Below are 23,729 nucleotides of genomic sequence, written 5' to 3'. Positions count from 1 at the left end.
CCACCGAATGTCGGTGGCTTTTTTCATGGAGCGGCTCGCTGCTTATTTCAGCATCTGCACGGCGCCGGAAACGGTCACCGTTACCTGCGCCTTGCCGCCTTCGATAGGCACCGGCGCCGAATCGAACGATGCCGGAGCGGCTGCCATGCGCATCATCGGACGCGGGCCCGGGTTGTTGCTGCCCTCGCTCACGTGCACATCGCGAATCGTGTAGCTCGTGTAGCCGAACAGCTTGGTGGTCGTCAGGGCCTTGTCGCGGAACGAGTTCACGGCCTGGTCCACCAGCTTGGCTTCCGCCGCCGTGCGCGCCTCGCGCGAGAGCGTGAAGTTCACGTTTTGCACCTGCATCTGGTTGGCCAGTTGGCCTGCCAGCTTGGACGCGGCTGCAAAGTCCTTCGACGTGATGCGCACCTCCGCACGGCCACGCCAGACGCTGATCTTGCCGTTGCGATCGGTGTTTGGATAGATATTGAAACCGCCTGTTTCTGCCTGCACGCCGGACGTGCGCTTTGCCTGGTTGATCACCTCATCGGCCTTGCGCGACAGAGCCGTGGAAATCGCGCCCGGGTCGGCACCTTCCTGCTCGGCGCTCAGCGTGAGCGTGACAGTGTCAGTCGGCACTTCGGCCACGGCCTGCGCGTCCAGCGACAGCACGCCCGAATGATTCGTTTCAGGAGCGGCTTGTGCGAAAGCAGTCGTCATCATTGCAGTCCCCAAAATGGTTGCGGCCAGGACAGATTTCATTGTGTTCTCCCAAAAAAGCAATGTGATGCGTCTGACTGGCTGTTACGCGCATCGTTCATCACGTTTGTAACAATTCCCTGCCGATGCGGACCATTCACTCAGGATCGCGCATCAATTTGGTTGTGATGTAACGCCATTGCGCGGGCGTGACGGGCGTGATCGAAAGGCGGTTGCCGCGTTGCAGCACCGTCATGTCGGCGAGCTGTTCCTGTGCGCGCAGCGTGGGCAAATCGATCAACGCGCATTTGCGCACGAACTTCACGTCGACGAGCATCCAGCGCGGCGCTTCCGGCTTCGAGGCGGGGTCGTGGTAATGGCTCTTGGCGTCGAATTGTGTGGGATCGGGATAGCTGGTCGAGCAGACTTCCGCCAGCCCCGCGATGCCGGGCTGCGGACAGGAAGAGTGGTAGAACAGCACGCCATCGCCGACGCGCATGCGGTCGCGCATGAAGTTGCGTGCCTGATAGTTTCTGACGCCGGTCCAGGGCAAGGTGCCTTCGGCGTGCAGCGTGTCGATGCTGGCCTCGTCGGGCTCGGACTTCATCAACCAGTATTGGGTGGCCATCGTGTGGGGTGCGCGGGCGACGTGCAGGGAGGTGACGGTGTGCGCAGCATAGCAACACGGCTGCGGCCTCGCCATTGGCGCTGTGGCAATGGCGGGCGTATCGAGGATAGACAAAGAAAAAGGCGGTAGCGCACATGTGCACTACCGCCTTTTATTGGGTCCCCACCTTGGCCGCTAGACCCGCATCCTGAACCCAAGTGAGGTTCAGAGTGGCAGCGGAAGCCGCATTTCGGGTACATCACCGGCACAGGGAGCCCACGACTTGCGTCGCACGCTATGCACTGGAAGACGCGCTCGCCCACACGGCATATCCCGCACCAAGCAATGCTTATCGGTTCAAGGAATTAATGGCCATGGCGAACCAGGCAGGGAAACTGTCAGACGCATCATCACGCTGTATTTTGAGCGCATGGCGATGCGTCTGAAAGATTCATCGCAGGCAACCGTTTTTCTCTACCCTGTAGCCGCTAAAGCCTTATGCTGCAAGGGTTTGCGGGAGATCCCGGAAGCCATTGGGTGACACTATACACCCGTTCGCATCCGAACCCAAGCCCGGATGCGATCCGGTTACAAACACGTTTTGTATTGAGTCAAATGACTTCGCCGTACTGGCGCAGCGCCTCGTCCGTGCGGGCGTTCAGGTCGGCGAGCTTTGCGCGAATCGTGTCGATCGGCAGGGCGGAATCGGAGGCGGCCTGGCGTTGCATCGACAGCAAATCCGAGGCGATGCTGATGGCGGCCATCACGGCAACCCGCTCGATGCCCTTGGTGTTCGAGCCGTTCTTGATGCGGGTCATCTGGTTGTCGACCATGGCTGCGGCTTCACGCAGGGCCGCTTCGTTATCGACCGAGACAGCAAACTTGTAGGGCTGCCCGGCGATGTTCACTTCAATTTGCTTGCTGCTCATGCTTAGGTCTCCGAGTGCGGGGCGGGGGCGGCCGTTGTTTCTTCGGCGCCGGCGGCCTGGCCGAGGAGGTCAAGCTGGCGCGCGTCGGTGGCCGTGGGCAGCTTGTCGAGAATCGATTGGATGCGCAGTTGCGCTTCTTCGATCTTGGCATTGAGCACGCTGCGATCGGCGACCATCGCGTCGCGCTCGGTCTTGGAGGCCTCGGCTTCCGCCTGAAGCCGCTCGACTTCGGCGCGCAGGCGCTGGTTCTCGGCGGCTAGCGCATCGGCGTGACGCAGCACGCGCGCGATCTTGCCGGCAAGTTGTTCGAGTTCGTTCAGCATTGGGTGTCAATCAGAATCGAGTGGGGGGATTTTAGCCGATCATGCGCGTCGCGCCTGTCCTCCATACGGATGCGCAATATGCGGCGGAATGAGGCGACGCAGCCGGCACGGCGGGCGTAGGGTGTGTTTTTACCGCGAATGCGGCAAGTTTTACGCGCCTTTTCCGTTAAACTTCGCGGCGTCCTGGTGCCCGCAGCACCATCTGCAGTTAAACGGGAAGCAGGGAGCGCGCGCCCCAAGCGATGCGCCAACCTGCGCTGCCCCCGCAACGGTAAGCGAACGTCGCGTGCGCCCGCCATCTCGCAAAGAAGATGGGTGCCGCGCGGTCTGTCCATACGCCACTGTTCCCTCGGGAATGGGAAGGCGGACAGGCCGCTTCGCCAGCCCGGATACCGGCCAGGACGGTGGATCTCAGAGCCGATGTGCAACCCTGGAGGGAACCGCATCGAGATCCTGCTGCCAGCGACCCGCGGGGGAACGGGTCCGGCTGACGCTTCTTGTCTTTTCAACATGAGCTTGACTACAAAGCGGCCACTCCGGATGCCCCGGACGGCCATGCGCGCGCTTGCCGGCGCACTAACGGGGGTTATGGCAGGTGCAGTTGCGCCGGCCTGGGCACAAAGCAATACACAGGCAGCCAGCACGCCAGTGGGTGAACTGAACCCGACGGTGGTGACCGCCTCGCGCAGCGAGCAGCCCCTATCGGATGCGTTGCCCCATACCACGGTGATCTCGCGCGCCGACATTGAGCGCTCGCAGGCGCCGGATGCCGTGACGCTGCTGCGCCGCGAAGCCGGCATCGAGATCGCGCAGAGCGGTGGCCCCGGCTCCACCGCCAGCATCTTCATGCGTGGCGCCAGTTCCAACCAGACGCTGATTCTGATTGACGGTGTGCGCGTGAGTTCCGGAACCACGGGCAGCGCCCAGATCGACCAGCTGATGGCCGATCAGATCGATCACATCGAGATCGTGCGCGGAAACGTCTCTGCGCTGTACGGCTCGGACGCGATTGGCGGCGTGGTGCAAATCTTTACGCGCAGCGGCAAGGGACATCCGCCGCTGGCCAATGCGGAAATCGAGTACGGCGCGCGCAATACCAGGCGGGCGCAGGCGGGCATCGGCGGCTCGCTGGGCGAGCGGGGCGATACGTCGTTCGCGCTGTCGGTGTCGGAGTTCAAGACGAATGGCTTCTCCTCCATCAACCCGTTGCAGGCGCCGAACGCCAACCCGAACGACAACTACTACACGAACAAGAGCGTGTCGGCACAGTTGTCGCATCGGTTCTCGGCAGACTGGCAGGCCGGGCTGACCTACCTCCAGACCTGGGGCGATGTCAGCTACGACAGCGCCTTCGGCCAGCCTACCGACATCAACGTCGCGCACAACGTGGTGCGCTCGATGTCGGCCTACGTAGACGGTAAGGTGACGCAGGACTGGAAGACGCGTGTGACGCTGTCCCAAGGCGATGACCGCAGCTTGAACTACACGAACGGCGTGTTGCAGGTGCCGGCGCGTTTCAACACGCGCAACCAAACGGCGAGCTGGCAGAACGACTGGGCCTTCATGCCGAATCAGTTGCTCAAGGTGGGGCTGGAGCATCTGCAGACGAGCATCGACAGCGACGCCTACGACGTGCCCACGCGCAACGTCGATTCCGCCTACATCGGTTACGAAGGCAAGTTCGGTCCGCACCAGTTGCAGTTGAACGTGCGTCGCGACCGCTACTCGGACTTTGGCGGCGCCAACAGCTACTACGCCGGTTACGGCTTCGCGTTCAACCCGCAATGGAAGGCGGTGGCGAGCGTGAGCAACGCCTTCCGCGCGCCAAGCTTCAATGAACTGTACTACCCGTTCTTCGGCAACCCGAACGTGCAGCCCGAGAAGGCGCGCTCGGTGGAAGGCGGCGTGGAATACAGCAGCGCGATCGGCTTGGTGCGCATAACGGCGTTCGAGACGGACTACAGCAACCTGATCACGGCCGTATGCGATGCAGACTTCAATTGCTCCGCAGCCAACGTCAACCGCGCACGTGTGAACGGGCTCGAGACGTCGTATCGGGGTTCGATCTATGGCGTGGACCTGCGTGCGAGCTTTACCATGCAGAACCCGCAGGACTTGTCGGCCAACCAGCTGCTGTCGCGCCGTGCGCGGCACTTTGGCAGCGTTTCGGCGTACAAGACGTTCGGGCCGTTCTCGGCGGGTGTGGAGTGGAATGCTGCGGGCGATCGTCAGGATTCGACCAAGACACTCGGCGGCTATGGCCTGCTGAACCTGGTCGGCCGCTACCAGATCACGCCTGACTGGGCGGTGTCGGCACGTGTTGAAAACGTGACGAACAAGAACTACCAGTTGATCTATCCGTACAACACGGCATCGCGTGGGGTGTTCTTCACGCTGTCGTGGCAACAGCACGAACCGAAGCGATGACAACACCTGCACTGCCCGCACGCGGTTTTGCCTGGCGACTGTGGTTGCTGCTGGCGCTTGCGTGCGTGGTGGTGCTGGTGGCGTCATTGATGCTCGGCAGTGTGAAGCTGTCGCCCGCCGAGGTCTGGCGGGCCCTCTTTTTTGGCAATAGCGGTGGCGACAGCCTGGCTGCAGGCATCGTCACCGAATTGCGCCTGCCGCGTGCGGGCGCTGCGTTTGCTGCCGGCGGGCTGCTGGCCTTTGCCGGGGCGCTCATGCAGATGCTGCTGCGCAATCCGCTGGCCGATCCGTATGTGCTGGGCGTGTCCGGCGGCGGGGCCGTGGCGGCGCTCACGGCGATGTTGTTTTCGCTGCCGTGGTGGGCCGTGCAGACGAGTGCCGGCGCGGGAGCATTGCTGTCGATGGCGCTGGTGGCGGCGTTGGCGCGTCAGCACCTGTGGCGTGGCGAGCCCGGCGAGGCCAACGCGCGCTTGTTGCTCGGTGGCGTGGTCATGGCCTCCGGCTGGGTCGGCCTGATCACGCTTATCTTGACAGTGGCGCCCGAGAACAAGCTGCGCGGCATGATTTTCTGGATGGTCGGCGACTTGGGGGGCGCCGATCGTTACGCGGGCGCCTTGATGGCGCTCGTGGTGGCGGTGGCGGTGGTGCTGCCCCATGCGCGCGACCTGAACGTGCTGCTGACCGGCGAAACCCGTGCCCGTGCGCTGGGTGTGCCAGTAGCACGTGTGCGTGCGTTGATCTATGTGGTGGCTTCGCTATGCACGGCGGTGGCGGTAACCATTGCGGGCTCGGTCGCCTTTGTCGGCCTGCTGGTGCCGCACATGGTGCGCCTGGCGTGGACACGCGACGTGCGCATCCACCTGCCTGCCACGGCGATGGCTGGCGGCGGGCTGCTGATGCTGGCCGACCTGATCGCCCGAACGCTGATCGCCCCCACGCAACTGCCCGTGGGCGTGATCACCACCCTGCTGGGGGTGCCGACGTTTCTTTACTTGCTCATGCGGAGCGCGCGATGAGCTGGTGGCGCCGTCCACGTCCCGCAACGGACGCATGCGCGCAGTTGGATGCGGAGCCCGAACTTGCGCTGCGCGATCTGCGGGTGACCATCGATGGACGCGTGTTGATCGAGCGGTTGTCGATGACGGCCACGGCAGGCCAACTCTGGTGCGTGGTCGGACCGAACGGCGCGGGCAAGTCGACATGGCTTGCCGTGCTGGCTGGTTTGCGCTTGCCGGACGGCGGCAGCGTCACGCTCGACGGTGTGGCCCTTGCCGACTGGCCTGCACTGGCGATGGCCCGCCGCCGCGCGTTTCTGCCGCAGACCTTGCATGACACCTTTCCGATCACGGTGTACGACGCCGTGATGACCGGCCGCCACCCGCATCTCGCGCGCTGGGAGTGGGAGGGCGATGCGGATGCACGCGCTGTAGATGCCGCGGTGTCTGCGCTGCAGTTGCAGTCGCTGGCACAACGCGATGTGCGCACGCTTTCTGGCGGTGAACGTCAGCGCGTGGCGATGGCTGCCGTGGTGGCGCAAGAGGCGCGCGTGCTGCTGCTCGATGAGCCCGTTGCGCACCTCGATTTGCATCAGCAGGTTGCGGTGTTGCGCCTGTTGCGCGAAGGCTGCCGCAAACACGGCTGGTTGGTCGTGCTGACGGTGCATGACTTGAACCTCGCGCGCCGCTTCGCCACGCACGCGCTGCTGATCGACGGCGAAGGGCATACCACCGCCGGCATCGCTGCCGATGTGCTCACCCCCGAGCACTGCGCGCGCGTGCTGCGCACGCCAATTGCCGAGGTGGCCGACGGCCGCCGTACGGCCTTGATTCCCGATGACTCCGATGACGACTGAAGACAACAATGACGCGCTGAACGAGCGCCACCGCTCGCGCATGCAGCGCAAGAAGGCTGTAGTGGATGCCAAGATCGCCGCCGCCACCGACGTGCGCGGCGTGTTGCTTGTCAACACCGGCAACGGCAAGGGCAAATCCAGCTCCGGCTTTGGCATGGTGATCCGCGCCATGGGCCACGATATGCAGGTCGGCGTGGTGCAGTTCATCAAGGGCGCGATCCCAACGGGAGAGGAGCGTTTCCTGCGCCGGTTTCCCGAGCAATGCAGCTTCCACGTGATGGGCGAGGGCTACACGTGGGAAACGCAGGACCGCACGCGCGACATTGAAAAGGCGCAAGCCGCATGGGCGTGCGCGCGCGAGCTGTTGAACGATCCGACCGTCGGCCTCGTGCTGCTGGATGAACTGAACATTGCGCTCAAGTACCACTACCTTGACGTGCAGACGGTGCTGGCCGATTTGGGTGCGCGGCCGCCGGCGCAGCATGTGGTGATTACCGGGCGCGGTGCGCCGCCCGAATTGATCGACGCCGCAGATACCGTGACCGACATGACGCTCGTCAAGCATGCTTTTTCTCAAGGCATCCAGGCGCAGCCGGGAGTCGAGCTGTGATGAACCCAGCCATGCACATTCCACCATTTGATGATGCGCTGCGCGCGCGCCTGCAGGTCGCCGTAGACAGCAAGACCAAGCCGCTCGGCGCGCTGGGCCGGCTCGAATCGTTGGCCGTGCAGATCGGCCTGATCCAGAACACCGATACGCCGCAGCTCACGCGCCCTGCAATGGTGGTGTTTGCCGCCGACCACGGCATCGCCCATGCCGGAGTGAGCGCCTACCCGCAAGCGGTGACCGCCCAGATGGTGCTCAACTTCATCGCGGGTGGTGCGGCTGTCAATGTGTTCTGCCGCCAGCATGGGTTTGCATTGGAGGTGGTGAACGCCGGGGTCGCCACACCGTTGTGGACTGCGGATACGCCCGGCCTGGTCGACGCACCTGTCGGCCCCGGCACGCGCAACTTCGCCGACGAGGGTGCTACGCAGGCCGCCATGAACGCCGACGAACGCGACCGCGCCATGGCACTCGGCGCGCAACGCGTGGCACACCACGCGGCGCTCGGCACCAACGTGATCGCGCTGGGCGAAATGGGCATCGCCAACACGGCCTCTGCCGCGTGCCTGATGGCGCGGTTGTGCGATTTGCCGGTCGCGCAATGCGTTGGCCGCGGCACCGGGCTCGACGATGACGGCCTTGCCCACAAGCGTGCCGTCCTGGAGGCTGCAATGGCCAAGCATGCAGACGTACGTGATCCGCTGGACGTGCTTGCGTGCTTCGGCGGGTTCGAGGTCGCGGCGATGGTGGGTGCGGTACTCGAGGCGGCGCAGCGGCGCATGGTCATCCTCGTCGACGGGTTCATTGCCACGGCCGCGGTCCTGGTGGCGGCGCAGGTGGCGCCCGACGTGCTGCGCTATTGCGTATTCGGGCATGTGTCAGACGAGCGTGGGCATCGCGCGCTGCTGGAGGTGCTCGATGCGCGGCCGCTGCTGTCGTTGTCGTTGCGGTTGGGAGAGGGCAGCGGTGCGGTGCTGGCGTATCCGGTGGTCGTGTCAGCCGTGGCGTTCCTGCGCGAGATGGCGACCTTCGCCAGCGCAGGCGTGAGCGGGCGCGCATCGCCATGAACGCCTTGCGTGAACACTGGCAGGCGCTGTGGACGGCGGTCGGGTATTTCACCCGCATCCCCGTGCCGGCGTCGGTTGGGTTCTCGCAAGCGGGGCTGAATCGCGCGGCGCGCTACTTTCCGCTGATCGGGTGGTTGGTGGGCGCCGTGGCAGCCGCGGTGTATTGGCTCGTGTCACGCACGGTGCCCGCGCCCGGTGTGGCGGTAGCCGTGTCGATGGTGGCTACGCTGTTGTTGACCGGCGCGTTTCATGAGGACGGTCTGGCCGATTGCGCAGACGGCTTTGGTGGCGGCTACACGCCAGAAGACCGGCTGCGCATCATGCACGACTCGCGCATCGGCGCGTTCGGGGCGATTGCCGTGTGCATGGCGTTGCTGCTGAAGTGGCAATTGCTCAGCGCGATGGCGCCGCATGGCATGGGCATCCTCGTTGCAATGGTGGCTGCGCACGCTGCAAGCCGCGCGGCGGCCGTCAGCTACCTGCTCACCCACGACTACGTGCGCGCTGAAGGCAAGGCCAAGCCCGTTGCGCAACGCATGCGACGGAGCGATGCCTTGTGGGCCGGCGTGTTCGGCATCGCGCCTTTGCTGTGGTTTGGGCCGGTGTGCGCGGCGTTCATTGCTGGCGGGTTGTTCGTTGCGCGCTGGCTGCTGGGTCGATATTTCGTGCGCCGCATCGGTGGCATCACGGGCGATTGCCTGGGCATGGCGCAGCAGATTTTCGAGCTGCTGATCCTGTGGGGGTTGCTGGCATGGATGTCATCCTGATCCGCCACGCGCGGCCTGCCATGGCGGCCGGTCTCTGCTATGGCCGCACCGATCTGGATCTGGCTTTGCCGATGGACCCTGCGCCTTCAGCCATCGTCGAGAAGCTCAGCGCCCACGCCCCACATCGCCTGTTGGCGAGTCCATTGCAGCGCAGCCGTCTGACGGCCGAAGCCTTAGCGCAAGCGGCTCAACTTCCCGCGATCGAGATCGATGTGCAATTGATGGAACTCGATTTCGGCGCCTGGGAAGGCTGCCAGTGGGATGACATCCCGCGCGCAGAAATCGACCAGTGGGCGCGTGATCTTGTGCACGGTAATCCGCATGGCGGAGAGTCGGCGGCGGATTTGCTGGCGCGCATGACGACCTGGGCCGAGGCAACAAGCGCGACGCCCGCGGCTTGCGTGTGGGCGGTGACGCATGCCGGCTGTATGCGTGCACTGGCGTCGCATTGGTTGCAGCGGCCGTTGGCCGAGACGCTGCAATGGCCGTTGCAATGGGGCGCAGCCTGCGGCTTTCGCGTGCAGCCTGACGCATTACCGGTGCTGCTGTTCTGGAACCGCTGACCGGCGGCGCGGTTCAGCGGCTCAACCCGTTGGTGGTTTGTGAACCGAGGCGCCGCATGCGGGCTTGCTCCAGGTCTTCGCACAACAGCGTTGCCGCTTCCACCAAGCGTGGTCCGAATCGGTTGATCAGGTCGCCATTGATGGTGAAGAGGTTGCCGCGCTGCACGGCCAGCAATTGCGGCCAACGCTTCCACGCGTCGAGCGTGTCGATCGGGCGGCTGCCTTGCGTGGCGCCCATGCTCGCGGTCAGCAGCACTTCGGGGTTCGCAGCGATGACGGCTTCGGGCGAAACGGTCGGCACCAGCAAGGGCTCGCCCGCAAACACATTGCGGCCGCCGCACAACGTCAGCATGTCAGAGAAGATGTGCTGGCCGTTGAGCGTCATCAGCGGCTGTTCCCATACCTGGTAGAACACCGAAACCGGCGGCCGGCTCGCGTAGCGCTGGCGCAATGCATCGGCGCGTTGGCGGAATTGCTGGGCCGCGTCGTGCGCGCTGGCACGGGTGTCGAGCAGCGTACCGAGTGCCTCGATCGAGCGCGGAATATCGCTCATGCGATGCGGCTCGGAGAAGAACAGCGGAATGCCCAGCGCACGCAGCCGGTCGATCTGCTTCTGCGCATTGCCGTGGCGCCAGACCACCACCAGATCGGGCTTGAGGGCGGCAATGCGCTCCAGATCGAGCGAGCGGTTATCTCCCACGTGAGGAATGTCGCGCGCAGGAGGCGGGTAGTCGCTGTAAGCCACGGTGCCGACGATGCGTGCGCCGCCGCCGGCCGCGAACAGCAGCTCGGTCGCATGCGGGGCGAGGCTGACGATGCGTTGAGCGGGGCGCTGCAGCGTAACCGTGGCACCGCTATCGTCTGTGACGGAAATGGCGGCAAGTGCCGGTGCGGCAGCGATCGTGAGCGCAATGGCGGAGAGGCCGCACGCAAGCACGCGACGGGTGAGACGAGAGAGGCAAGCGGGCATCGGGGGGGGCAGGTCAAGCAGGGTGCGACAGCGATGCTAGCGCATCGGCAAGGCGTTGCCATCCAGTCTCATCCGGCGGCAAGCCGAAGCGCAGGCCGCTGACGGGTACATCGAACAGGCGGGTCCAGATGCCAAGGCGCGCCAGGCTTGCATGGAGGGCCGGTGCATGCGGCGCGCGTGCCCAGGCAAACAGCGGGGTGGCGGCATTTGGCAAGCCGTGGCGATCCAGCAACGCCGAGAGCCGCGCCCCCGCATGCTGCAGTTGCGTGCGCGTTGAAACTTGCCAAGCGGTATCGGCCAGCGCCGCACGTACCACAGCACGGGCGGGGCCGTTGACGGTCCAGTGCCCGAGCGCCTCGCGCAGCGCAGACACCAGCTCAGGCGCAGCCAGCGCGAAGCCGATGCGCGCGCCCGCCAGCCCGTAGAACTTGCCGATCGAGCGCAGCACGACGAGCCCCGGCACGCCAGCCAGGGGCGCCAATGTGGGGCCATCGTCGAACGCTTCGATGAATGCCTCGTCCACGATCAACGACCCGCCGCGCGCATGCAGGCGCGTGTGCCAATCGCGCAGGGTCTCTGCGGGCAGCACGCGTGCCGTCGGGTTGTTCGGGTTGACGACAACCAAGTGCCGCAGGTCGCTTGGCAGGTCACCGAGGAAGGCGGCTTCGGGCAGCGGCACGACGTCATGGCCGGCGCGCGCAAAGGCGGGCGCGTATTCGCTATAGCCGATCTGCGCGATGCCGGCACGCCCGCGCGGCAGCAGGGTCGGAAGGGTGCGGATTGCTGCTTGCGAACCTGCAACCGCCAGCACGGCCCGCGCGTCGATCACGCCGTAGTGCGCGGCGGCCTGCGCTTCGAGGCCATCGTCTTCGGGCAGGCGCAACCAGGCATCGGGTGGGATCGGCGGGATGGGGTAGCCGTGCGGGTTGATGCCTGTGGACAGGTCAAGCCAGCCGCCGGCAGGCTCTCCGTACTGCACGCGTGCGGCCGCGAGATTGCCACCGTGGACGATGGCGTTCACGACAGGCGCCACGCCAACGCTGCGATCAGGCTCAGTACGCCGAGCCACAACCACAACGTGCGCGACACGAGTGTCAATGCCCGCGCGATATCGGCTGCGGCCGCCATTTCTCCGGTGCCAAGCGAAGGGCGCGCTTCGTCCACGCCTTCGTAGCGCGCTGCGCCGCCGAGCTGAACGCGCAGGCTGCCTGCACCAGCAGCCATCACCGGGCCAGCGTTGGGGCTCGACCATTGCGGGGCTTGCGTGCGCCAGCAGCGCAGCGCATCGGCGGTGTGGCCGAGTAGCGCGTAGCTGATTGCAGTGAGTCGCGCGGGCATCCAGTTGAGCACATCGTCGATGCGGGCCGCCGCCCAGCCAAAGCCGGTAAAGCGCGCATTGCGGTAGCCCCACATTGCATCAAGCGTATTGGCCAGCCGATACAGCACGACGCCCGGGGCGCCTGCCACCACAAGCCAGAACAGCGGTGCGAAGACGGCATCGCTGCCGTTCTCCAACGTCGATTCCACGGCGGCGCGCGCGATGGGCTCATCGGTGGCTTGTGTGAGGTCACGCGAGACAATGCGCGAGGCGAGGGCGCGTGCACGCGGCAGATCCGCATCGCGCAGCGCAAGCGCGATCGGCGCGATGTGGTCATGCAGGCTACGCGCGCCGATGGCGAAATAGAGCGCGATGGCGTCAAGCGCTGCCACCGGCCACGGTGACACATCACGCGCAATGACGACGAGCCATCCCGCCAGCAGCACAAACGGCAAAACGGCGACTGCCCATGCAACGAGACCGACGACGCGCGACCACGCTACTGCAGCAGGTACGCGGTTCATAGCGTGTTCAATTGCGGTGGCGATGCCCCCAAATCCGACCAGCGGATGCCAGCGCGGCACCTCGCCGAACAGCCGGTCGAGCAGCACGCCCGCGAGCGCGGCCAGCGTCACGAGCGCCCATCCGAGATCGAATACGCCGCCCGACGACACGCTCACGTTGCAGCGCCGGGTGCCGGCCCTTTCACCACCATCGGAATGCCGGCCACCAGCAGATGTACGTTGTCGGCCAGCGCGGCGAGGCGTTGGTTCAGCCGGCCAAGCTCGTCCACGTAGAAGCGCGTGACGGCGCCCATCGGCACTACGCCCAGTCCGATTTCGTTGCTGACAAGGATGACCTCACCGGGCAGCAGCGGCAGGGCGGTAAGGAGCGCATCGATCTCGGCCGTCCAGGCCGTGGGCGGCGTGACGAGGCCTGTTTCGGGGTATTCGTGGTGCTCCGATAAGAGCAGATTGTTGAGCCACAGCGTCATGCAATCGACCAGCACGCAGCCACCGTGCTGCGCGTGCGTGTAGAGCGCTTCGGCCAGGCGCACGGGCTCTTCGACCAGCCCCCAGTTGGCCGGGCGTCGCGCGCGGTGGAGGGCCACGCGCAATTGCATCTCTTCATCGCCCTCGCCGGCGGTGGCGACGTACGTGACGGGGCCCGCGCATTGCAGCGCGAGCTGTTCGGCGTGGTGGCTCTTGCCCGAGCGGGCACCCCCAAGAACGAGTGTGAGGCGGCGTGACATTCCGGCATTTTAGCGAGGGCGCAGGGGTGAAGCACTAGAAAGCGGGTGCGATAATCCGCGCATGTCGAAAGCTCCATTTCCTGTGCCGCCAGACTCGCTTCGGGGCACGCTGATGATCCAGGGCACCACGTCCGATGCTGGCAAGAGCACGTTGGTGGCCGGCTTGTGCCGCGTTGCGCATCGTGCGGGTGTGCGCGTGGCGCCGTTCAAGCCGCAGAACATGGCACTCAACAGCGCCGTCACCGCAGACGGTGGCGAGATCGGCCGCGCCCAGGCGTTGCAGGCGCAGGCGGCGGGCGTTGCCCCCACGGTCGACATGAACCCCGTGCTGCTCAAGCCCAGCAGCGACACCGGCGCGCAGATCATCATCCACGGTCAGCCGCGGTGCGACCTCGATGCCCGCGCGTATCACGACTACAAGCCCACCGCCATGGCTGCCGTGCTCGAATCGCACACGCGGCTGCGCGCGCGTTACGACCTCGTGCTCGTAGAGGGTGCGGGCAGCCCGGCGGAGGTCAACCTGCGCGACAGGGACATCGCCAACATGGGGTTTGCCGAAGCCGTCGATTGCCCCGTCGTGCTCGTCGCTGACATCGATCGCGGTGGCGTGTTCGCGCACCTTGTCGGCACGCTCGCCTGCTTGTCTGACAGCGAACGTGCGCGCGTGGGCGGGTTCATCATCAACCGGTTTCGCGGCGATATTTCTCTACTCACGCCCGGGCTCGACTGGCTGACCGCGCAGACGGGCAAGCCGGTGTTTGGCGTGCTGCCGTATCTGCATGGCCTTCACCTCGACGCAGAAGACGCGGTGCAGACGGCGCAGCACACAGCCTCAGCCGATGCGCTACGCGTCGTCATTCCGGTGTTGCCGCGTGTGTCCAACCACACCGATTTCGACGCGTTGCGCGCGCACCCGCAGGTGGATGTCCGCCTGGTCGGGCCAGGCCAGCCGGTTCCGCCCGCCGACCTCATCATCCTGCCCGGCAGCAAGAGCGTGCAGGCCGATCTCGCCTGGCTGCGTGCCAATGGCTGGGAGGCGGCCATCGCGCGGCATCTGCGCTACGGCGGCAAGCTGATCGGCATCTGCGGCGGCATGCAGATGCTGGGGCGGCGCTTGCATGATCCGCACGGGCTGGAAGGCGCAGCTGGCAGCATCGAGGGTTTCGGCTATCTCGATTTCGAGACGACGCTGGAGGCTGCCAAGCAGTTGCGTCAGGTGCGTGGCTCCTTGGCGGAAAGCGGTGCGGCCATCGCCGGCTACGAAATCCACATGGGCGTGACCGAGGGGGCGGCGCTCACGCGCCCCGCCGTGCACCTCGACGATGGCCGCGCAGATGGCGCGATCTCCGCAGACGGGCAAATCCTGGCGACTTACCTGCACGGCTTGTTCGACACGCCCGATGCGTGCCGAGCGTTGCTTGCCTGGGCCGGCGTGCGCGATGTGCAGGCGCAGGACTACGCCGCATTGCGCGAGGCATCGCTCGAGCGCCTTGCCGACACGTGCGAAGCGCATCTGGACCTCGCCACGCTGTTCCGAACGCTGCCACGTGCAGGGTGAGCCATAATTACCGGATGGACAGATCCGCTGGGTGACTAACTCGGCACATGATTCGACGAGCGCAAGGAGGCAGGCATGCCGGTGGCCGTTGTAGCGAATCCGAAGGGCGGAGTGGGCAAAAGCACGCTGGCCACCAATCTGGCCGGCTACTTTGCGGCGCGGGACCATGCCGTGATGCTGGGCGACACCGATCGCCAGCAGTCCTCACGCGAATGGCTCGCCTTGCGCCCCGAAACCGCCAAGCCCATCCGCACGTGGGAAATCAACGCCGACCACATCGCCAAGCCGCCCAAGGGGACGACGCATGTCGTGCTCGACACGCCGGCGGGCCTCCATGGCTGGCGGCTGGGGGATCTCGTCAAGATGTCCGGTTACGTGATCGTGCCGTTGCAGCCTTCCATGTTCGACATCCTTGCCACGCAGACCTTCCTGCGCAAACTGGCCGATGAAAAACCCGTGCGCCATGGCGAGGTCAAGTTGGGTGTGGTCGGCATGCGCGTGGATATGCGCACGCGCGCGGCGGAACAGCTCCAGCGTTTCGTGCAGGGGCTGGACGTACCTATCCTCGGCTATCTGCGGGATACCCAGAACTACGTCCAGCTCGCCGCGCATGGCCTGACGCTGTGGGACGTGGCGCCCTCGCGCGTGGCCAAGGACGTGGAGCAGTGGAGCGGCATTCTCGACTGGTTGGGGGAAGCGCCTACGCAGGCGAGCGCTACCGACACGTCGGCGGCGGCATGAAAAAAAGCCCGGCACTGCCGGGCTTTTTCGTGGGGCGAGGCTACATCGCTCAGATCTCGAGGTTATCGATCAGGCGTGTCTTGCCGAGCTTCGCGGCGGTCAGCACGACCAGCGGTTCGCCTGCAGCGATGTTCTCGGGCGTCGGCTTCTGCAGGTCGGAGCGGCGGCGCACGGCCACGTAGTCGGGCTGCCAGCCGCGGCCACGCAGGTACTCCATCGCCTTGGTGGTCACCTCTTCGTGCGAAGCCTGGCCTTGCAGCACGGTTTCCAGCACGTCCTGACGGACCTGATGCAGCGTGCGGTACAGCTCGGGGGCCTCTGCGCGCTCTTCGTTGGTCAGGTAGACGTTGCGCGACGACAGCGCCAAGCCGTCATCCGCGCGCACCGTTTCGGCGGGGATGATATCGACCGGCAACGCAAACTGATGCGCCATGCGGCGCACGATCATCAACTGCTGGTAATCCTTCTTGCCGAACACGGCCACGCGGGGTTGCACGCAGCAGAACAGCTTCATCACCACCGTGCACACGCCTTTGAAGAAGCCGGGGCGGAATTCGCCTTCCAGCGTGTCGCCCAGGTCGTGCGGCGGCTCGACGCGGTACTCCTGCGGCTCGGGGTACATATCGCGCTCGGTGGGCGCAAACAGCACGTACACGCCTTCCTTCTGCAGTTTCTCGATGTCGTCCTGCAGCGTGCGCGGGTACTTGTCGAAATCTTCGTTCGGGCCGAATTGCAGGCGGTTCACGAAAATGGACGCTACCACCGGATCGCCATGCTGGCGCGCCAGGCGCATCAGGCTCAGGTGGCCCTCATGCAGGTTGCCCATGGTCGGCACGAAGGCGACGCGGTTCTGGCCGCGCAGCTGATCGCGCAACTCCTGGATCGACGAGATGACTTTCATTCGCTTTGGTGGTGATCCGACCGATTACGTCGGAGAGTAGGCAAGGCGCACGTAGATGGGTGCGTACGGTTCGGCCTGCGTGATTTCGAGCAGCGATTCGCGCGAAAGCTCGAGCATGGCGACAAAGTTGACGACCACGATGGGTGCGCCCTTGCCGGACTGGATCGCTTCTTCGAACAGCTCGGTGAACTCCATGAACCGCGCGTGCTGCAGGCGGCGCAGGATCTGGCTCATGTGTTCGCGCACGGACAGCTCTTCGCGCGAGATCTTGTGGTGCTGCGTGAGCTTGGCCCGGCGCAGGACGTCTGCCCAGGCGACACGCAGGTCGTCGGAATTGACGTCGGGGTAGCGCGGCGCGAGGCTCTGCTCGATATAGACCTGTGCGCGCAGGAAATCGCGGCCCAGTTGCGGCACGGTGTCGAGCTTCTGTGCCGCGAGCTTCATCTGCTCGTACTCGAGCAGGCGGCGGACCAGTTCGGCGCGCGGATCTTCGGGCTCCACGCCTTCGTCGGTCTTCCTGACCGGCAGCAGCATGCGCGACTTGATCTCGATGAGCATGGCCGCCATCAGCAGGTATTCGGCAGCCAGCTCAAGGTTGGTCGTGCGGATCTGCTCGATGTACGCCAGATACTGCCGCGTGACCTGCGCCAGCGGAATGTCCAGCACATTGAAGTTCTGGCGCCGGATCAGGTACAGCAGCAAGTCCAGCGGCCCTTCAAACGCTTCGAGAAAGACCTCGAGCGCGTCGGGCGGGATGTAGAGATCTTGCGGGAGCTTGAACAGCGGCTCGCCGTAAAGCCGCGCAAAGGCGAGGCCGTCGACCTGCGCGGGCGTGGAATCCTGATCGGGCGCCACGCTGGGCAGCTCGACGGGCAGTGGCAGCTTGTCCTGCGCGGAAGTGGTCATGCGGCGGTGAGCCTGGCGGGCCGAGGGCCGGTTGGCCGATCAGTCCAGCGAGTAGACGTACGGCTTTTGCGGCACGCGGGCAGACTTGGCGCGGGCGCGCTCTTCCAGGTCGATCGGGTCCTTGTCCCACAGCAGGGACCGGCCTTGGCGCTGCTGCGCTTCCAGGTCGGGCTTCTGGGTCTTGAGTTCTTCCAGGAACTGGGTGATCTCGGACTTGTACAGGGCCATGGCGGTATGTGATGTTGGGTGATCTTGCCCGCGCGGAAAGGTCCCGGGCGGAAAACCGGCGCATTTTACCGTATTGGCTGTCCTAACGGCCTTGGGCACGGCACGTGCGAAACCCCTCGGGCCGATCCGGAAGGCCGCATTCGTTGCATTTGCCTCGGCACCCGCCGGGCCCGGTATGGTCAAATACGCCTTTCCTTCGATTCAGCCGACCCGTGGGGCGGCGCCACGCTTGCCACGATGACCGGCTCCAATCGACCATCGCGACCGTCACGACCACCACGCTTCCGTTTTCTGGGTTTGCCCGCCGCCGCGCTGGCGGCCGGCTTTGCGCTGTCCCTCGCCTGGGCCCCGGCGCACGCTGAATACGACGTCAAGATCGACGCGCCGAAGTCCATTCGCGACTTGCTCGAGCGCCATCTGGACCTGTCGCGTTACAAGGATCGCAAGGACATCACCGACGACCAGCTCCAATACATGGTCGAGACCATTGGCGACCAGGTCACCAAGCTGACGGCCACCGAAGGCTATTTCGTGCCCAAGGCGACCGCGAAGCTGGACGGCCCGCCGGACCACCGTGTAGTCAATGTGAAGGTCGAGCCCGGCCCGCGTACCACCATCGACACCGTGGCGCTCGACTTTACCGGGGCCATCACGCAAGACGCCAAGCGCATCGACGAGTTGAAAAAATCGTGGAGCCTGCAGCACGGCATGGCCTTCCGCCAGTCGGGCTGGGATAAGGCCAAGGACGACAGTCTGGCCGCTCTCCAGAGCAAACGTTATTACGCGGCCAAGCAGACGTCGTCGCAGGCACGTGTGGATCCGGACGAAAGCAAGGCAGACCTGTCGGTGGGCTATGACAGTGGTCCGGCCTACACGCTGGGGCCGCTGGAAGTGCAGGGCTTGTCGCGCTACCCGCTCAGCATCATCAACCACGTGAATCCGCTGCGCGTGGGTGAAGACTACTCAGCCGATCGGCTGCAATCGTTGCAGGCTGCCATCCAGGGGCAGCCGTATTTCTCCAATGCCATCGTTGACCTGGGTGACGACCCGAAGAACCCGGTCAACGCGCCGGTGCGCGTGCGCGTGCGGGAGTACCCGCCCAACCGCATCACCAGTGGTGTGGGTTACGGCACGGACACCGGCGCCTCGGTGGAAGGGCGCTATCAATATCTGAATCTGTTCAGCAAGGCATGGGTGCTCGATACGCAGGCCCGCATCGAACAGCGCCGTCAGTACCTGTTTGCCGGCGTGACCGTGCCCCCCGACGACAAGCAATACGTCAACAGTCTCTACACCAGCATGGACCGCACCGACACGTCGGGCACCGACACGCGCAGCTATCGTTCCGGCTTCAAGCAGACGCGCGTACGCGGCATCTATGAGACGTCGTTCACCGTTGATTTCTACTACGACGATCTGCGCCCCGATGGTGCCGAGCGGCAGTTGAGCAAAGCCCTTGTCCCGGGGTTCGCCTGGACGCGCCGCGACGTGGACGACCCGCTGTTCCCGCGTCGCGGCAACATCATCACCACGCAGATCGGCGCGGCAGTCAAGGGCGTGCTGACGGACCAATCGTTCGTGCGGTCATACAGCCGCATCCGCCAGTTCGTGCCTGTGGGGCAGCGCGATATCTTCGTCGCGCGTGGCGAGCTGGGCGCGGTCATCACCTCCGGTTCCGGCGATGGCGTGCCGGCCACGCTGCGCTTCCGCACGGGCGGCACGCAGTCGGTGCGCGGTTACGACTTCCAGAGCATCGGTAACGACGTCAACGGCAGCACATTGCCGGCCAAGTTCCTCGTCACCGGCGGGGTGGAGTATCAACGCTGGTTCCTGCCGCAATGGGGCGCCGCCGTGTTCTGGGATACCGGCACCGCCACCGACAACTGGTCGGAGCGTCGCTGGTTCAACGGGGTGGGCGTCGGCGTGCGCTGGAAGAGCCCGGTCGGACCGATCCAGCTCGACATGGCCTATGGCATCCAGCAGAAGCAGTTCCGGCCGAGCGTGTCGCTGGGCATCGCGTTCTGAACATGACGATGACCGATCCGCAAACGCCCGAACCGAAGCAACCCGAAACACCGCGCCCCGAGCGTCCACAGCGCGGCTGGGGCCGCCGCACGCTGCGCTGGTTCGGCGTGTTCATCGCCCTTCTGCTGGCGATTGTGCTGGCACTCGCCGGTTGGCTGGTTTGGGCCATCCATTCGCAATCGGGCACGGCGCAGTTGTGGTCGCTCGCTACGCGCTTTGGCAACGCTTATGTGTCGGGCAAGCTGGAAGGCGGCACGGTGCGCGAGGGCCTGTCGCTGCGCGATCTGCACGTGCGCGCCGGCAGCACGGAAGTGCGCATTGACCATGTGGAGGGCCGCTGGGCCATCACGCGTGGCCCGTGGCATGCGCACTTCGCGTATCTCCGTGCCGGCAATGTCGAGGTGATCCTGCATCCGACGCCGCCCACACCGCCGAGTGGTCCGCCCAATTCGCTGGTGCTGCCGCTGGCACTGGATGTGGACCGCCTCGCCGTAGAGCGGCTTGCCATCCGGCAGGGCACGTCGACCACCGAACTGAAATCGATTGCCGGCAGCCTGCACACCGACGGCACGCATCACAACGTGCTGCTCGACGGTATGGAGACGCCTGCCGGCAAGCTGGCCGCCACGCTGCGCATGACCGGTACGCGCCCGTATCCACTCACCGGCGCCGCAACGCTGGCTACGCAGTTCGAGGTGAACGGGCAGAAGCAGGATGCGGCGGTGTCGGCGCAACTGTCGGGCTCGCTGGAGGCGTTGCATATCGAGGCGACCGGGACCGGCGCCAAGCTGACCGCGCAGGCGCTGATCGATGCCACGCCGTTCGGCGCGTTGGCCTTGTCGCGCGCTGTCGTATCGGCGGAGCATGTGAATCCGCGTGCGTTTGCGCCGGGCGCGCCAGAAGCATCGTTGTCGATCCACGCTGACCTGCGTCCTGACGAGAAAGCCAAGACGCTGACGGTGGCGGGCCCCATCCAGATCGACAACGCACAGCCCGGCACGCTCGACAAACAGAAGCTGCCGCTGCAATCGCTGCGTGCTCAGGTGCGGCTGAACGAAAACGATCAGCAACTCACCGGCCTCGACGTGCGGCTGCTGGGCGGCGCAGTGCTCACGGGCGGCGCCGATGTGCAGAAGGGGCATGGCGCACTCCGCGTGGATGTGCGCCAGCTCGATCTGCAGGCGCTGCACGCATCGCTGGAGAAGACGAAACTCGCTGGCCCCGTCACCGTGGATTTTGCGGGTGGCACGCAGCGTGTGGCGCTTGATCTGGCGGGCGGCGACATGCGCGCGCAAGCGAACGCCGTGCTCGATGCGGCGCAGATTGCGGTGGAGCGCGCCCAGGTGTCGTTGGGGCGCTCGCGCCTGACACTGGCGGGCACGCTCAAGCACGACGATGCGCAGTCGTTCGCCTTCAAGGGCAACCTGGCGGAGTTCGATCCGTCGCGGCTGGCCAAGGTGGCCAAGGGCCGCATCAATGCCGAGTTCGACGCGCGCGGCACGCTTGGTGAGCCGATCGACGCCGCCATCAAGTTTGCGGTGCGCGATAGCGATTACGCCGGCTTGCCGATGACCGGCGACGGCAACGTCCACGTGCGCGGCGAACGCCTGCTGCCCAGCGACGCCAAGCTCGACGTGGCCGGCAACAAAGCCAGCCTGCGGGGCAGCTTTGGCGGCGTGGGCGACCGCATGCATGTCGAAGTCGATGCGCCGCAGCTCGCACGCTTGCAGCTTGGGGTGAGTGGGGCGCTGACCTTGTCCGGCGATGTCTCTGGCACGATCAAGCGCCCACAGGTAGACGCGACCTTCCGCGGGAGCCAACTGGCTTATCAGGGAAACAAGATCGACACCGCCAACGGCCGCGCGCAGATCCGCGACGGGATCGACGGGCCATTGCAGTTCGAACTGACCGCGCAACGTGTGACGGGTCCGAGCCTGTCGTTGCGAGAAGTGCATGCCACGCTGGACGGCACGCGGCGCGCCCACCGCTTCCGCGCCGACGCTGACGGCAACGTACGCAATCAGCCGTTCAAGTTCGCGCTGGCAGGCGACGGTGCGCTCACACCCGGCAAGGACGGCGATGGGTGGGACGGCACGATCTCCACGTTGTCGGCCCAGGGTGCGCCTAACCTGCAACTCACGGCGCCGGTGAAGCTATCGGTGGCACCGGGCCGCCTGATGATGGGCCGCGCAGACCTGACGCTGGACCAGACGCCCATCCACATCGAGCGTGTCGAATCGACCCAGGGCCACGTGCGCAGCGCCGGCCGCTTCGATGGTTTACAGATCGCGCGGGTGCTGGAGCTGGTGCGCACCTGGACTGGCCAGGCTCCGCCGGTACGCACGGATCTTGTCGTCGATGGCCAATGGGATCTTGACCTCGGCACCACGGCCACCGGCACGGCGCGCATCGCCCGGCGCAGCGGCGATCTGTCGATCAACGCCGGCCGTGGTTTCACGCCGCTGGGGCTGACCGAAGCGACCGTGGAAGCGCGCGGCGAAGGCATGCGCCTGGGGCTGCGCGGGAATGTGCAGTCAACGCGCGTCGGCAACCTTTACCTCGATGCGGGTGTCGGGCTTGTGCGTGATCCGGGGCCTGGCACCTTGGCGCTCATGGCGCCCTCGTCGCCGCTCTCCGGCGGTTTGACGATCAGCCTGCCGCAACTCAAGAGCATCGGGGACCTGCTTGGGCCGGACGTCGCAACGGACGGGCAGCTTGCGGCCAGCCTGACGTTCGCCGGTACGGTGGGCGAGCCCAAGGTGAGCGGCTTCCTGACCGGCCAGGACGTTGACGTGGCGCTGTACGACCAGGGCATCCGCCTGACCAAGGGCGTGGTGCGCGTGGCGCTCGACCAGAACGTGGTTGACCTGCAAGAGGTGGTGTTCCATGGCGGAGACGGCACGGTGCGGGCGCAGGGCCGCGTGCAGCTTGGCGAGGCGAACCCGAACCTGGCAGGCTCCATCGTTGCCGACAAGCTTCAACTCTTTGCCGATCCGGACCGCACGCTGGTGCTGTCAGGGCAGGCCCGCATTGCCAACGATAACGACCGCGTGGCCATCACCGGCAAGTTCAAGGTCGACCGCGGCCTGTTCGATTTGCCAAAGGACGGAGCGCCGTCACTCGGCGACGACGTGGTCATCGTCCGTCGTGCCGATGCAGCACGCAACCAGGCCGAACGTGGCGTCAAGCGGGAAGAAAAGCCGGCTGGCCGCTTCAGCCCGGTCGTGGATGTTGATGTCGATTTTGGCGACAACTTCCGCTTCAAAGGGGCCGGTGCAGACCTGTCACTCGGCGGTCAGATGCATGTGCACAGCGAACCGCTCGTGCCCCTGCGCGGCACCGGCACGATCTACGTGCGCGAGGGCAGCACGTACGAGGCGTTCGGCCGCAAGCTGGCCATCGAACGCGGCGTGCTGAACTTCGTGGGGCCGATCAACAACCCGTCGTTCAACATCACCGCCATGCGGCGTAACCAGGAAGTCGAAGCCGGTGTGCAAGTGACCGGCACGGTGCGCCAGCCGCGCGTCAAGCTCGTCTCCGAGCCCAACGTGCCCGATGAAGACAAGCTCTCCTGGTTGATGTTCGGCTATAGCGCATCAAACGCTGGCCTCGGCCAGCAGCAGGCGATGTCCGGCGCGGCACTTGGCCTGTTGGGCAACGTGGCTGGCAAGAACGTGGCGCGGCGCTTCGGGCTCGACGAGTTCTCGATTGGGCCTTCCACCGCTGGCCTGACCGACCCGCAGGTGGTGAGCCTGGGCAAGGCAATCTCGGAGCGCATCACCGTTGGCTACGAGCAGAGCCTGTCCACGGCCGATTCCATCGTCAAACTGACATGGCAGTTTTCGCGGCGGTGGTCGGTGGTGGCACGCGGCGGCACGATCAACGGCGCGTCGGTCCTGTTCAACAAGCGTTGGTAATCAGTTGGCCCGGCTGCCAGAATGGCGGCGGGTACATGTTTCACACGAGGAGTTCCATGCCGCATCTTCGTCAACTCGCACAAGTGGGAG

At 65.5% G+C, this 23,729-nt stretch carries 22 protein-coding genes, 1 other RNA gene and 1 riboswitch; of the genes, 11 read left to right on the top strand and 12 right to left on the bottom strand.

Features of this window, described 5'->3' with window-relative positions; translation table 11 throughout:
* Positions 1-42: 42 nt before the first annotated feature.
* From ACU8YE_RS09625 to ACU8YE_RS09605, 5 genes are all read right to left on the bottom strand, one after another.
* Complete coding sequence (locus ACU8YE_RS09625) at positions 43-744, bottom strand: SIMPL domain-containing protein (protein WP_260801996.1); 702 nt, start codon at positions 742-744, stop codon at positions 43-45.
* Between the two features lie 94 nt (positions 745-838).
* Positions 839-1,309, bottom strand: coding sequence for an EVE domain-containing protein (locus ACU8YE_RS09620; protein WP_232040760.1), 471 nt, complete (start codon positions 1,307-1,309; stop codon positions 839-841).
* Positions 1,310-1,464: 155 nt separating this feature from the next.
* A non-coding RNA gene (ssrS, locus tag ACU8YE_RS09615) (6S RNA) lies at positions 1,465-1,684 on the bottom strand.
* Between the two features lie 215 nt (positions 1,685-1,899).
* Positions 1,900-2,217, bottom strand: a complete 318-nt coding sequence (locus ACU8YE_RS09610) for a cell division protein ZapA (protein ID WP_092972874.1) — start codon at positions 2,215-2,217, stop codon at positions 1,900-1,902.
* 2 nt (positions 2,218-2,219) lie between these two features.
* A complete protein-coding gene (locus tag ACU8YE_RS09605; protein WP_260801993.1) occupies positions 2,220-2,540 on the bottom strand; it encodes a hypothetical protein in 321 nt (106 codons plus the stop codon).
* A gap of 167 nt (positions 2,541-2,707) precedes the next feature.
* Positions 2,708-2,955: riboswitch (cobalamin riboswitch) on the top strand.
* A gap of 125 nt (positions 2,956-3,080) precedes the next feature.
* Between ACU8YE_RS09605 and ACU8YE_RS09600 the strand changes: the two genes are divergently transcribed.
* From ACU8YE_RS09600 to cobC, 7 genes are read left to right on the top strand one after another with little or no spacing between them, the layout of a single operon-like run.
* A complete protein-coding gene (locus tag ACU8YE_RS09600; protein WP_316870018.1) occupies positions 3,081-4,967 on the top strand; it encodes a TonB-dependent receptor domain-containing protein in 1,887 nt (628 codons plus the stop codon).
* On the top strand, positions 4,964-5,983 hold the full coding sequence (locus ACU8YE_RS09595) for a FecCD family ABC transporter permease (RefSeq protein WP_316870017.1): 1,020 nt from the start codon (positions 4,964-4,966) through the stop codon (positions 5,981-5,983). Before ACU8YE_RS09600 ends, ACU8YE_RS09595 begins: the two co-directional genes overlap by 4 nt.
* A complete protein-coding gene (locus ACU8YE_RS09590) occupies positions 5,980-6,819 on the top strand; it encodes an ATP-binding cassette domain-containing protein (RefSeq protein WP_440817261.1) in 840 nt (279 codons plus the stop codon). The genes ACU8YE_RS09595 and ACU8YE_RS09590 overlap by 4 nt, the downstream gene beginning before the upstream one ends.
* On the top strand, positions 6,809-7,429 hold the full coding sequence (gene cobO, locus ACU8YE_RS09585; RefSeq protein WP_440817265.1) for a cob(I)yrinic acid a,c-diamide adenosyltransferase: 621 nt from the start codon (positions 6,809-6,811) through the stop codon (positions 7,427-7,429). Before ACU8YE_RS09590 ends, cobO begins: the two co-directional genes overlap by 11 nt.
* Entirely contained in the window at positions 7,429-8,493 is a 1,065-nt protein-coding gene (gene cobT, locus ACU8YE_RS09580) for a nicotinate-nucleotide--dimethylbenzimidazole phosphoribosyltransferase (RefSeq protein ID WP_446928585.1), read from the top strand. The genes cobO and cobT overlap by 1 nt, the downstream gene beginning before the upstream one ends.
* Entirely contained in the window at positions 8,490-9,260 is a 771-nt protein-coding gene (locus ACU8YE_RS09575) for an adenosylcobinamide-GDP ribazoletransferase (RefSeq protein ID WP_446928584.1), read from the top strand. The genes cobT and ACU8YE_RS09575 overlap by 4 nt, the downstream gene beginning before the upstream one ends.
* Positions 9,245-9,823 (top strand): alpha-ribazole phosphatase, encoded by a 579-nt coding sequence (gene cobC / locus ACU8YE_RS09570; protein WP_316878802.1) that lies wholly within the window; start codon positions 9,245-9,247, stop codon positions 9,821-9,823. The genes ACU8YE_RS09575 and cobC overlap by 16 nt, the downstream gene beginning before the upstream one ends.
* 13 nt (positions 9,824-9,836) lie before the next feature.
* Here the strand turns inward: cobC and ACU8YE_RS09565 are convergent, their stop codons facing one another.
* From ACU8YE_RS09565 to cobU, 4 genes are read right to left on the bottom strand one after another with little or no spacing between them, the layout of a single operon-like run.
* Positions 9,837-10,793 (bottom strand): cobalamin-binding protein, encoded by a 957-nt coding sequence (locus ACU8YE_RS09565; RefSeq protein WP_260801985.1) that lies wholly within the window; start codon positions 10,791-10,793, stop codon positions 9,837-9,839.
* A 13-nt stretch (positions 10,794-10,806) separates the two neighbouring features.
* Complete coding sequence (gene cobD / locus ACU8YE_RS09560) at positions 10,807-11,814, bottom strand: threonine-phosphate decarboxylase CobD (protein WP_322017413.1); 1,008 nt, start codon at positions 11,812-11,814, stop codon at positions 10,807-10,809.
* On the bottom strand, positions 11,811-12,791 hold the full coding sequence (gene cbiB, locus ACU8YE_RS09555) for an adenosylcobinamide-phosphate synthase CbiB (protein ID WP_446928583.1): 981 nt from the start codon (positions 12,789-12,791) through the stop codon (positions 11,811-11,813). Before cbiB ends, cobD begins: the two co-directional genes overlap by 4 nt.
* Positions 12,788-13,363, bottom strand: a complete 576-nt coding sequence (gene cobU / locus ACU8YE_RS09550) for a bifunctional adenosylcobinamide kinase/adenosylcobinamide-phosphate guanylyltransferase (RefSeq protein WP_260801982.1) — start codon at positions 13,361-13,363, stop codon at positions 12,788-12,790. The genes cbiB and cobU overlap by 4 nt, the downstream gene beginning before the upstream one ends.
* 61 nt (positions 13,364-13,424) lie before the next feature.
* Here cobU and ACU8YE_RS09545 point away from each other — a divergent pair, with 61 nt between their 5' ends.
* Together ACU8YE_RS09545 and ACU8YE_RS09540 are read left to right on the top strand one after the other, a co-directional pair.
* Positions 13,425-14,921 (top strand): cobyric acid synthase, encoded by a 1,497-nt coding sequence (locus tag ACU8YE_RS09545; RefSeq protein ID WP_446928582.1) that lies wholly within the window; start codon positions 13,425-13,427, stop codon positions 14,919-14,921.
* Positions 14,922-14,996: 75 nt separating this feature from the next.
* On the top strand, positions 14,997-15,662 hold the full coding sequence (locus ACU8YE_RS09540) for a ParA family protein (RefSeq protein ID WP_232040746.1): 666 nt from the start codon (positions 14,997-14,999) through the stop codon (positions 15,660-15,662).
* Between the two features lie 49 nt (positions 15,663-15,711).
* On the opposite strand, the gene panC is transcribed toward ACU8YE_RS09540, so the two are convergent.
* From panC to ACU8YE_RS09525, 3 genes are read right to left on the bottom strand one after another with little or no spacing between them, the layout of a single operon-like run.
* Positions 15,712-16,563, bottom strand: coding sequence for a pantoate--beta-alanine ligase (panC, locus tag ACU8YE_RS09535; RefSeq protein ID WP_232040745.1), 852 nt, complete (start codon positions 16,561-16,563; stop codon positions 15,712-15,714).
* 24 nt (positions 16,564-16,587) lie between these two features.
* Complete coding sequence (locus ACU8YE_RS09530) at positions 16,588-17,469, bottom strand: segregation and condensation protein A (RefSeq protein ID WP_446928581.1); 882 nt, start codon at positions 17,467-17,469, stop codon at positions 16,588-16,590.
* Positions 17,470-17,508: 39 nt separating this feature from the next.
* On the bottom strand, positions 17,509-17,697 hold the full coding sequence (locus ACU8YE_RS09525) for a DUF3460 family protein (RefSeq protein ID WP_024975037.1): 189 nt from the start codon (positions 17,695-17,697) through the stop codon (positions 17,509-17,511).
* A gap of 237 nt (positions 17,698-17,934) precedes the next feature.
* Here ACU8YE_RS09525 and ACU8YE_RS09520 point away from each other — a divergent pair, with 237 nt between their 5' ends.
* Entirely contained in the window at positions 17,935-19,722 is a 1,788-nt protein-coding gene (locus ACU8YE_RS09520) for an autotransporter assembly complex protein TamA (RefSeq protein WP_316878811.1), read from the top strand.
* 8 nt (positions 19,723-19,730) lie between these two features.
* Entirely contained in the window at positions 19,731-23,639 is a 3,909-nt protein-coding gene (locus ACU8YE_RS09515) for a translocation/assembly module TamB domain-containing protein (RefSeq protein WP_446928580.1), read from the top strand.
* Positions 23,640-23,729: the final 90 nt, after the last annotated feature.

This window comes from Ralstonia sp. VS2407, from assembly GCF_052950655.1.
This window is presented reverse-complemented; position numbering and strand designations above follow the sequence as displayed.

Bases quoted from the DNA above. Each gene is read 5' to 3' on its own strand.
- ACU8YE_RS09625 (WP_260801996.1), bottom strand. From the start codon at position 744: ATGAAATCTGTCCTGGCCGCAACCATTTTGGGGACTGCAATGATGACG.
- ACU8YE_RS09620 (WP_232040760.1), bottom strand. From the start codon at position 1,309: ATGGCCACCCAATACTGGTTGATGAAGTCCGAGCCCGACGAGGCCAGC.
- ACU8YE_RS09610 (WP_092972874.1), bottom strand. From the start codon at position 2,217: ATGAGCAGCAAGCAAATTGAAGTGAACATCGCCGGGCAGCCCTACAAG.
- ACU8YE_RS09605 (WP_260801993.1), bottom strand. From the start codon at position 2,540: ATGCTGAACGAACTCGAACAACTTGCCGGCAAGATCGCGCGCGTGCTG.
- ACU8YE_RS09600 (WP_316870018.1), top strand. From the start codon at position 3,081: ATGCCCCGGACGGCCATGCGCGCGCTTGCCGGCGCACTAACGGGGGTT.
- ACU8YE_RS09595 (WP_316870017.1), top strand. From the start codon at position 4,964: ATGACAACACCTGCACTGCCCGCACGCGGTTTTGCCTGGCGACTGTGG.
- ACU8YE_RS09590 (WP_440817261.1), top strand. From the start codon at position 5,980: ATGAGCTGGTGGCGCCGTCCACGTCCCGCAACGGACGCATGCGCGCAG.
- cobO (WP_440817265.1), top strand. From the start codon at position 6,809: ATGACGACTGAAGACAACAATGACGCGCTGAACGAGCGCCACCGCTCG.
- cobT (WP_446928585.1), top strand. From the start codon at position 7,429: ATGAACCCAGCCATGCACATTCCACCATTTGATGATGCGCTGCGCGCG.
- ACU8YE_RS09575 (WP_446928584.1), top strand. From the start codon at position 8,490: ATGAACGCCTTGCGTGAACACTGGCAGGCGCTGTGGACGGCGGTCGGG.
- cobC (WP_316878802.1), top strand. From the start codon at position 9,245: ATGGATGTCATCCTGATCCGCCACGCGCGGCCTGCCATGGCGGCCGGT.
- ACU8YE_RS09565 (WP_260801985.1), bottom strand. From the start codon at position 10,793: ATGCCCGCTTGCCTCTCTCGTCTCACCCGTCGCGTGCTTGCGTGCGGC.
- cobU (WP_260801982.1), bottom strand. From the start codon at position 13,363: ATGTCACGCCGCCTCACACTCGTTCTTGGGGGTGCCCGCTCGGGCAAG.
- ACU8YE_RS09545 (WP_446928582.1), top strand. From the start codon at position 13,425: ATGTCGAAAGCTCCATTTCCTGTGCCGCCAGACTCGCTTCGGGGCACG.
- ACU8YE_RS09540 (WP_232040746.1), top strand. From the start codon at position 14,997: ATGCCGGTGGCCGTTGTAGCGAATCCGAAGGGCGGAGTGGGCAAAAGC.
- panC (WP_232040745.1), bottom strand. From the start codon at position 16,563: ATGAAAGTCATCTCGTCGATCCAGGAGTTGCGCGATCAGCTGCGCGGC.
- ACU8YE_RS09530 (WP_446928581.1), bottom strand. From the start codon at position 17,469: ATGACCACTTCCGCGCAGGACAAGCTGCCACTGCCCGTCGAGCTGCCC.
- ACU8YE_RS09525 (WP_024975037.1), bottom strand. From the start codon at position 17,697: ATGGCCCTGTACAAGTCCGAGATCACCCAGTTCCTGGAAGAACTCAAG.
- ACU8YE_RS09520 (WP_316878811.1), top strand. From the start codon at position 17,935: ATGACCGGCTCCAATCGACCATCGCGACCGTCACGACCACCACGCTTC.
- ACU8YE_RS09515 (WP_446928580.1), top strand. From the start codon at position 19,731: ATGACCGATCCGCAAACGCCCGAACCGAAGCAACCCGAAACACCGCGC.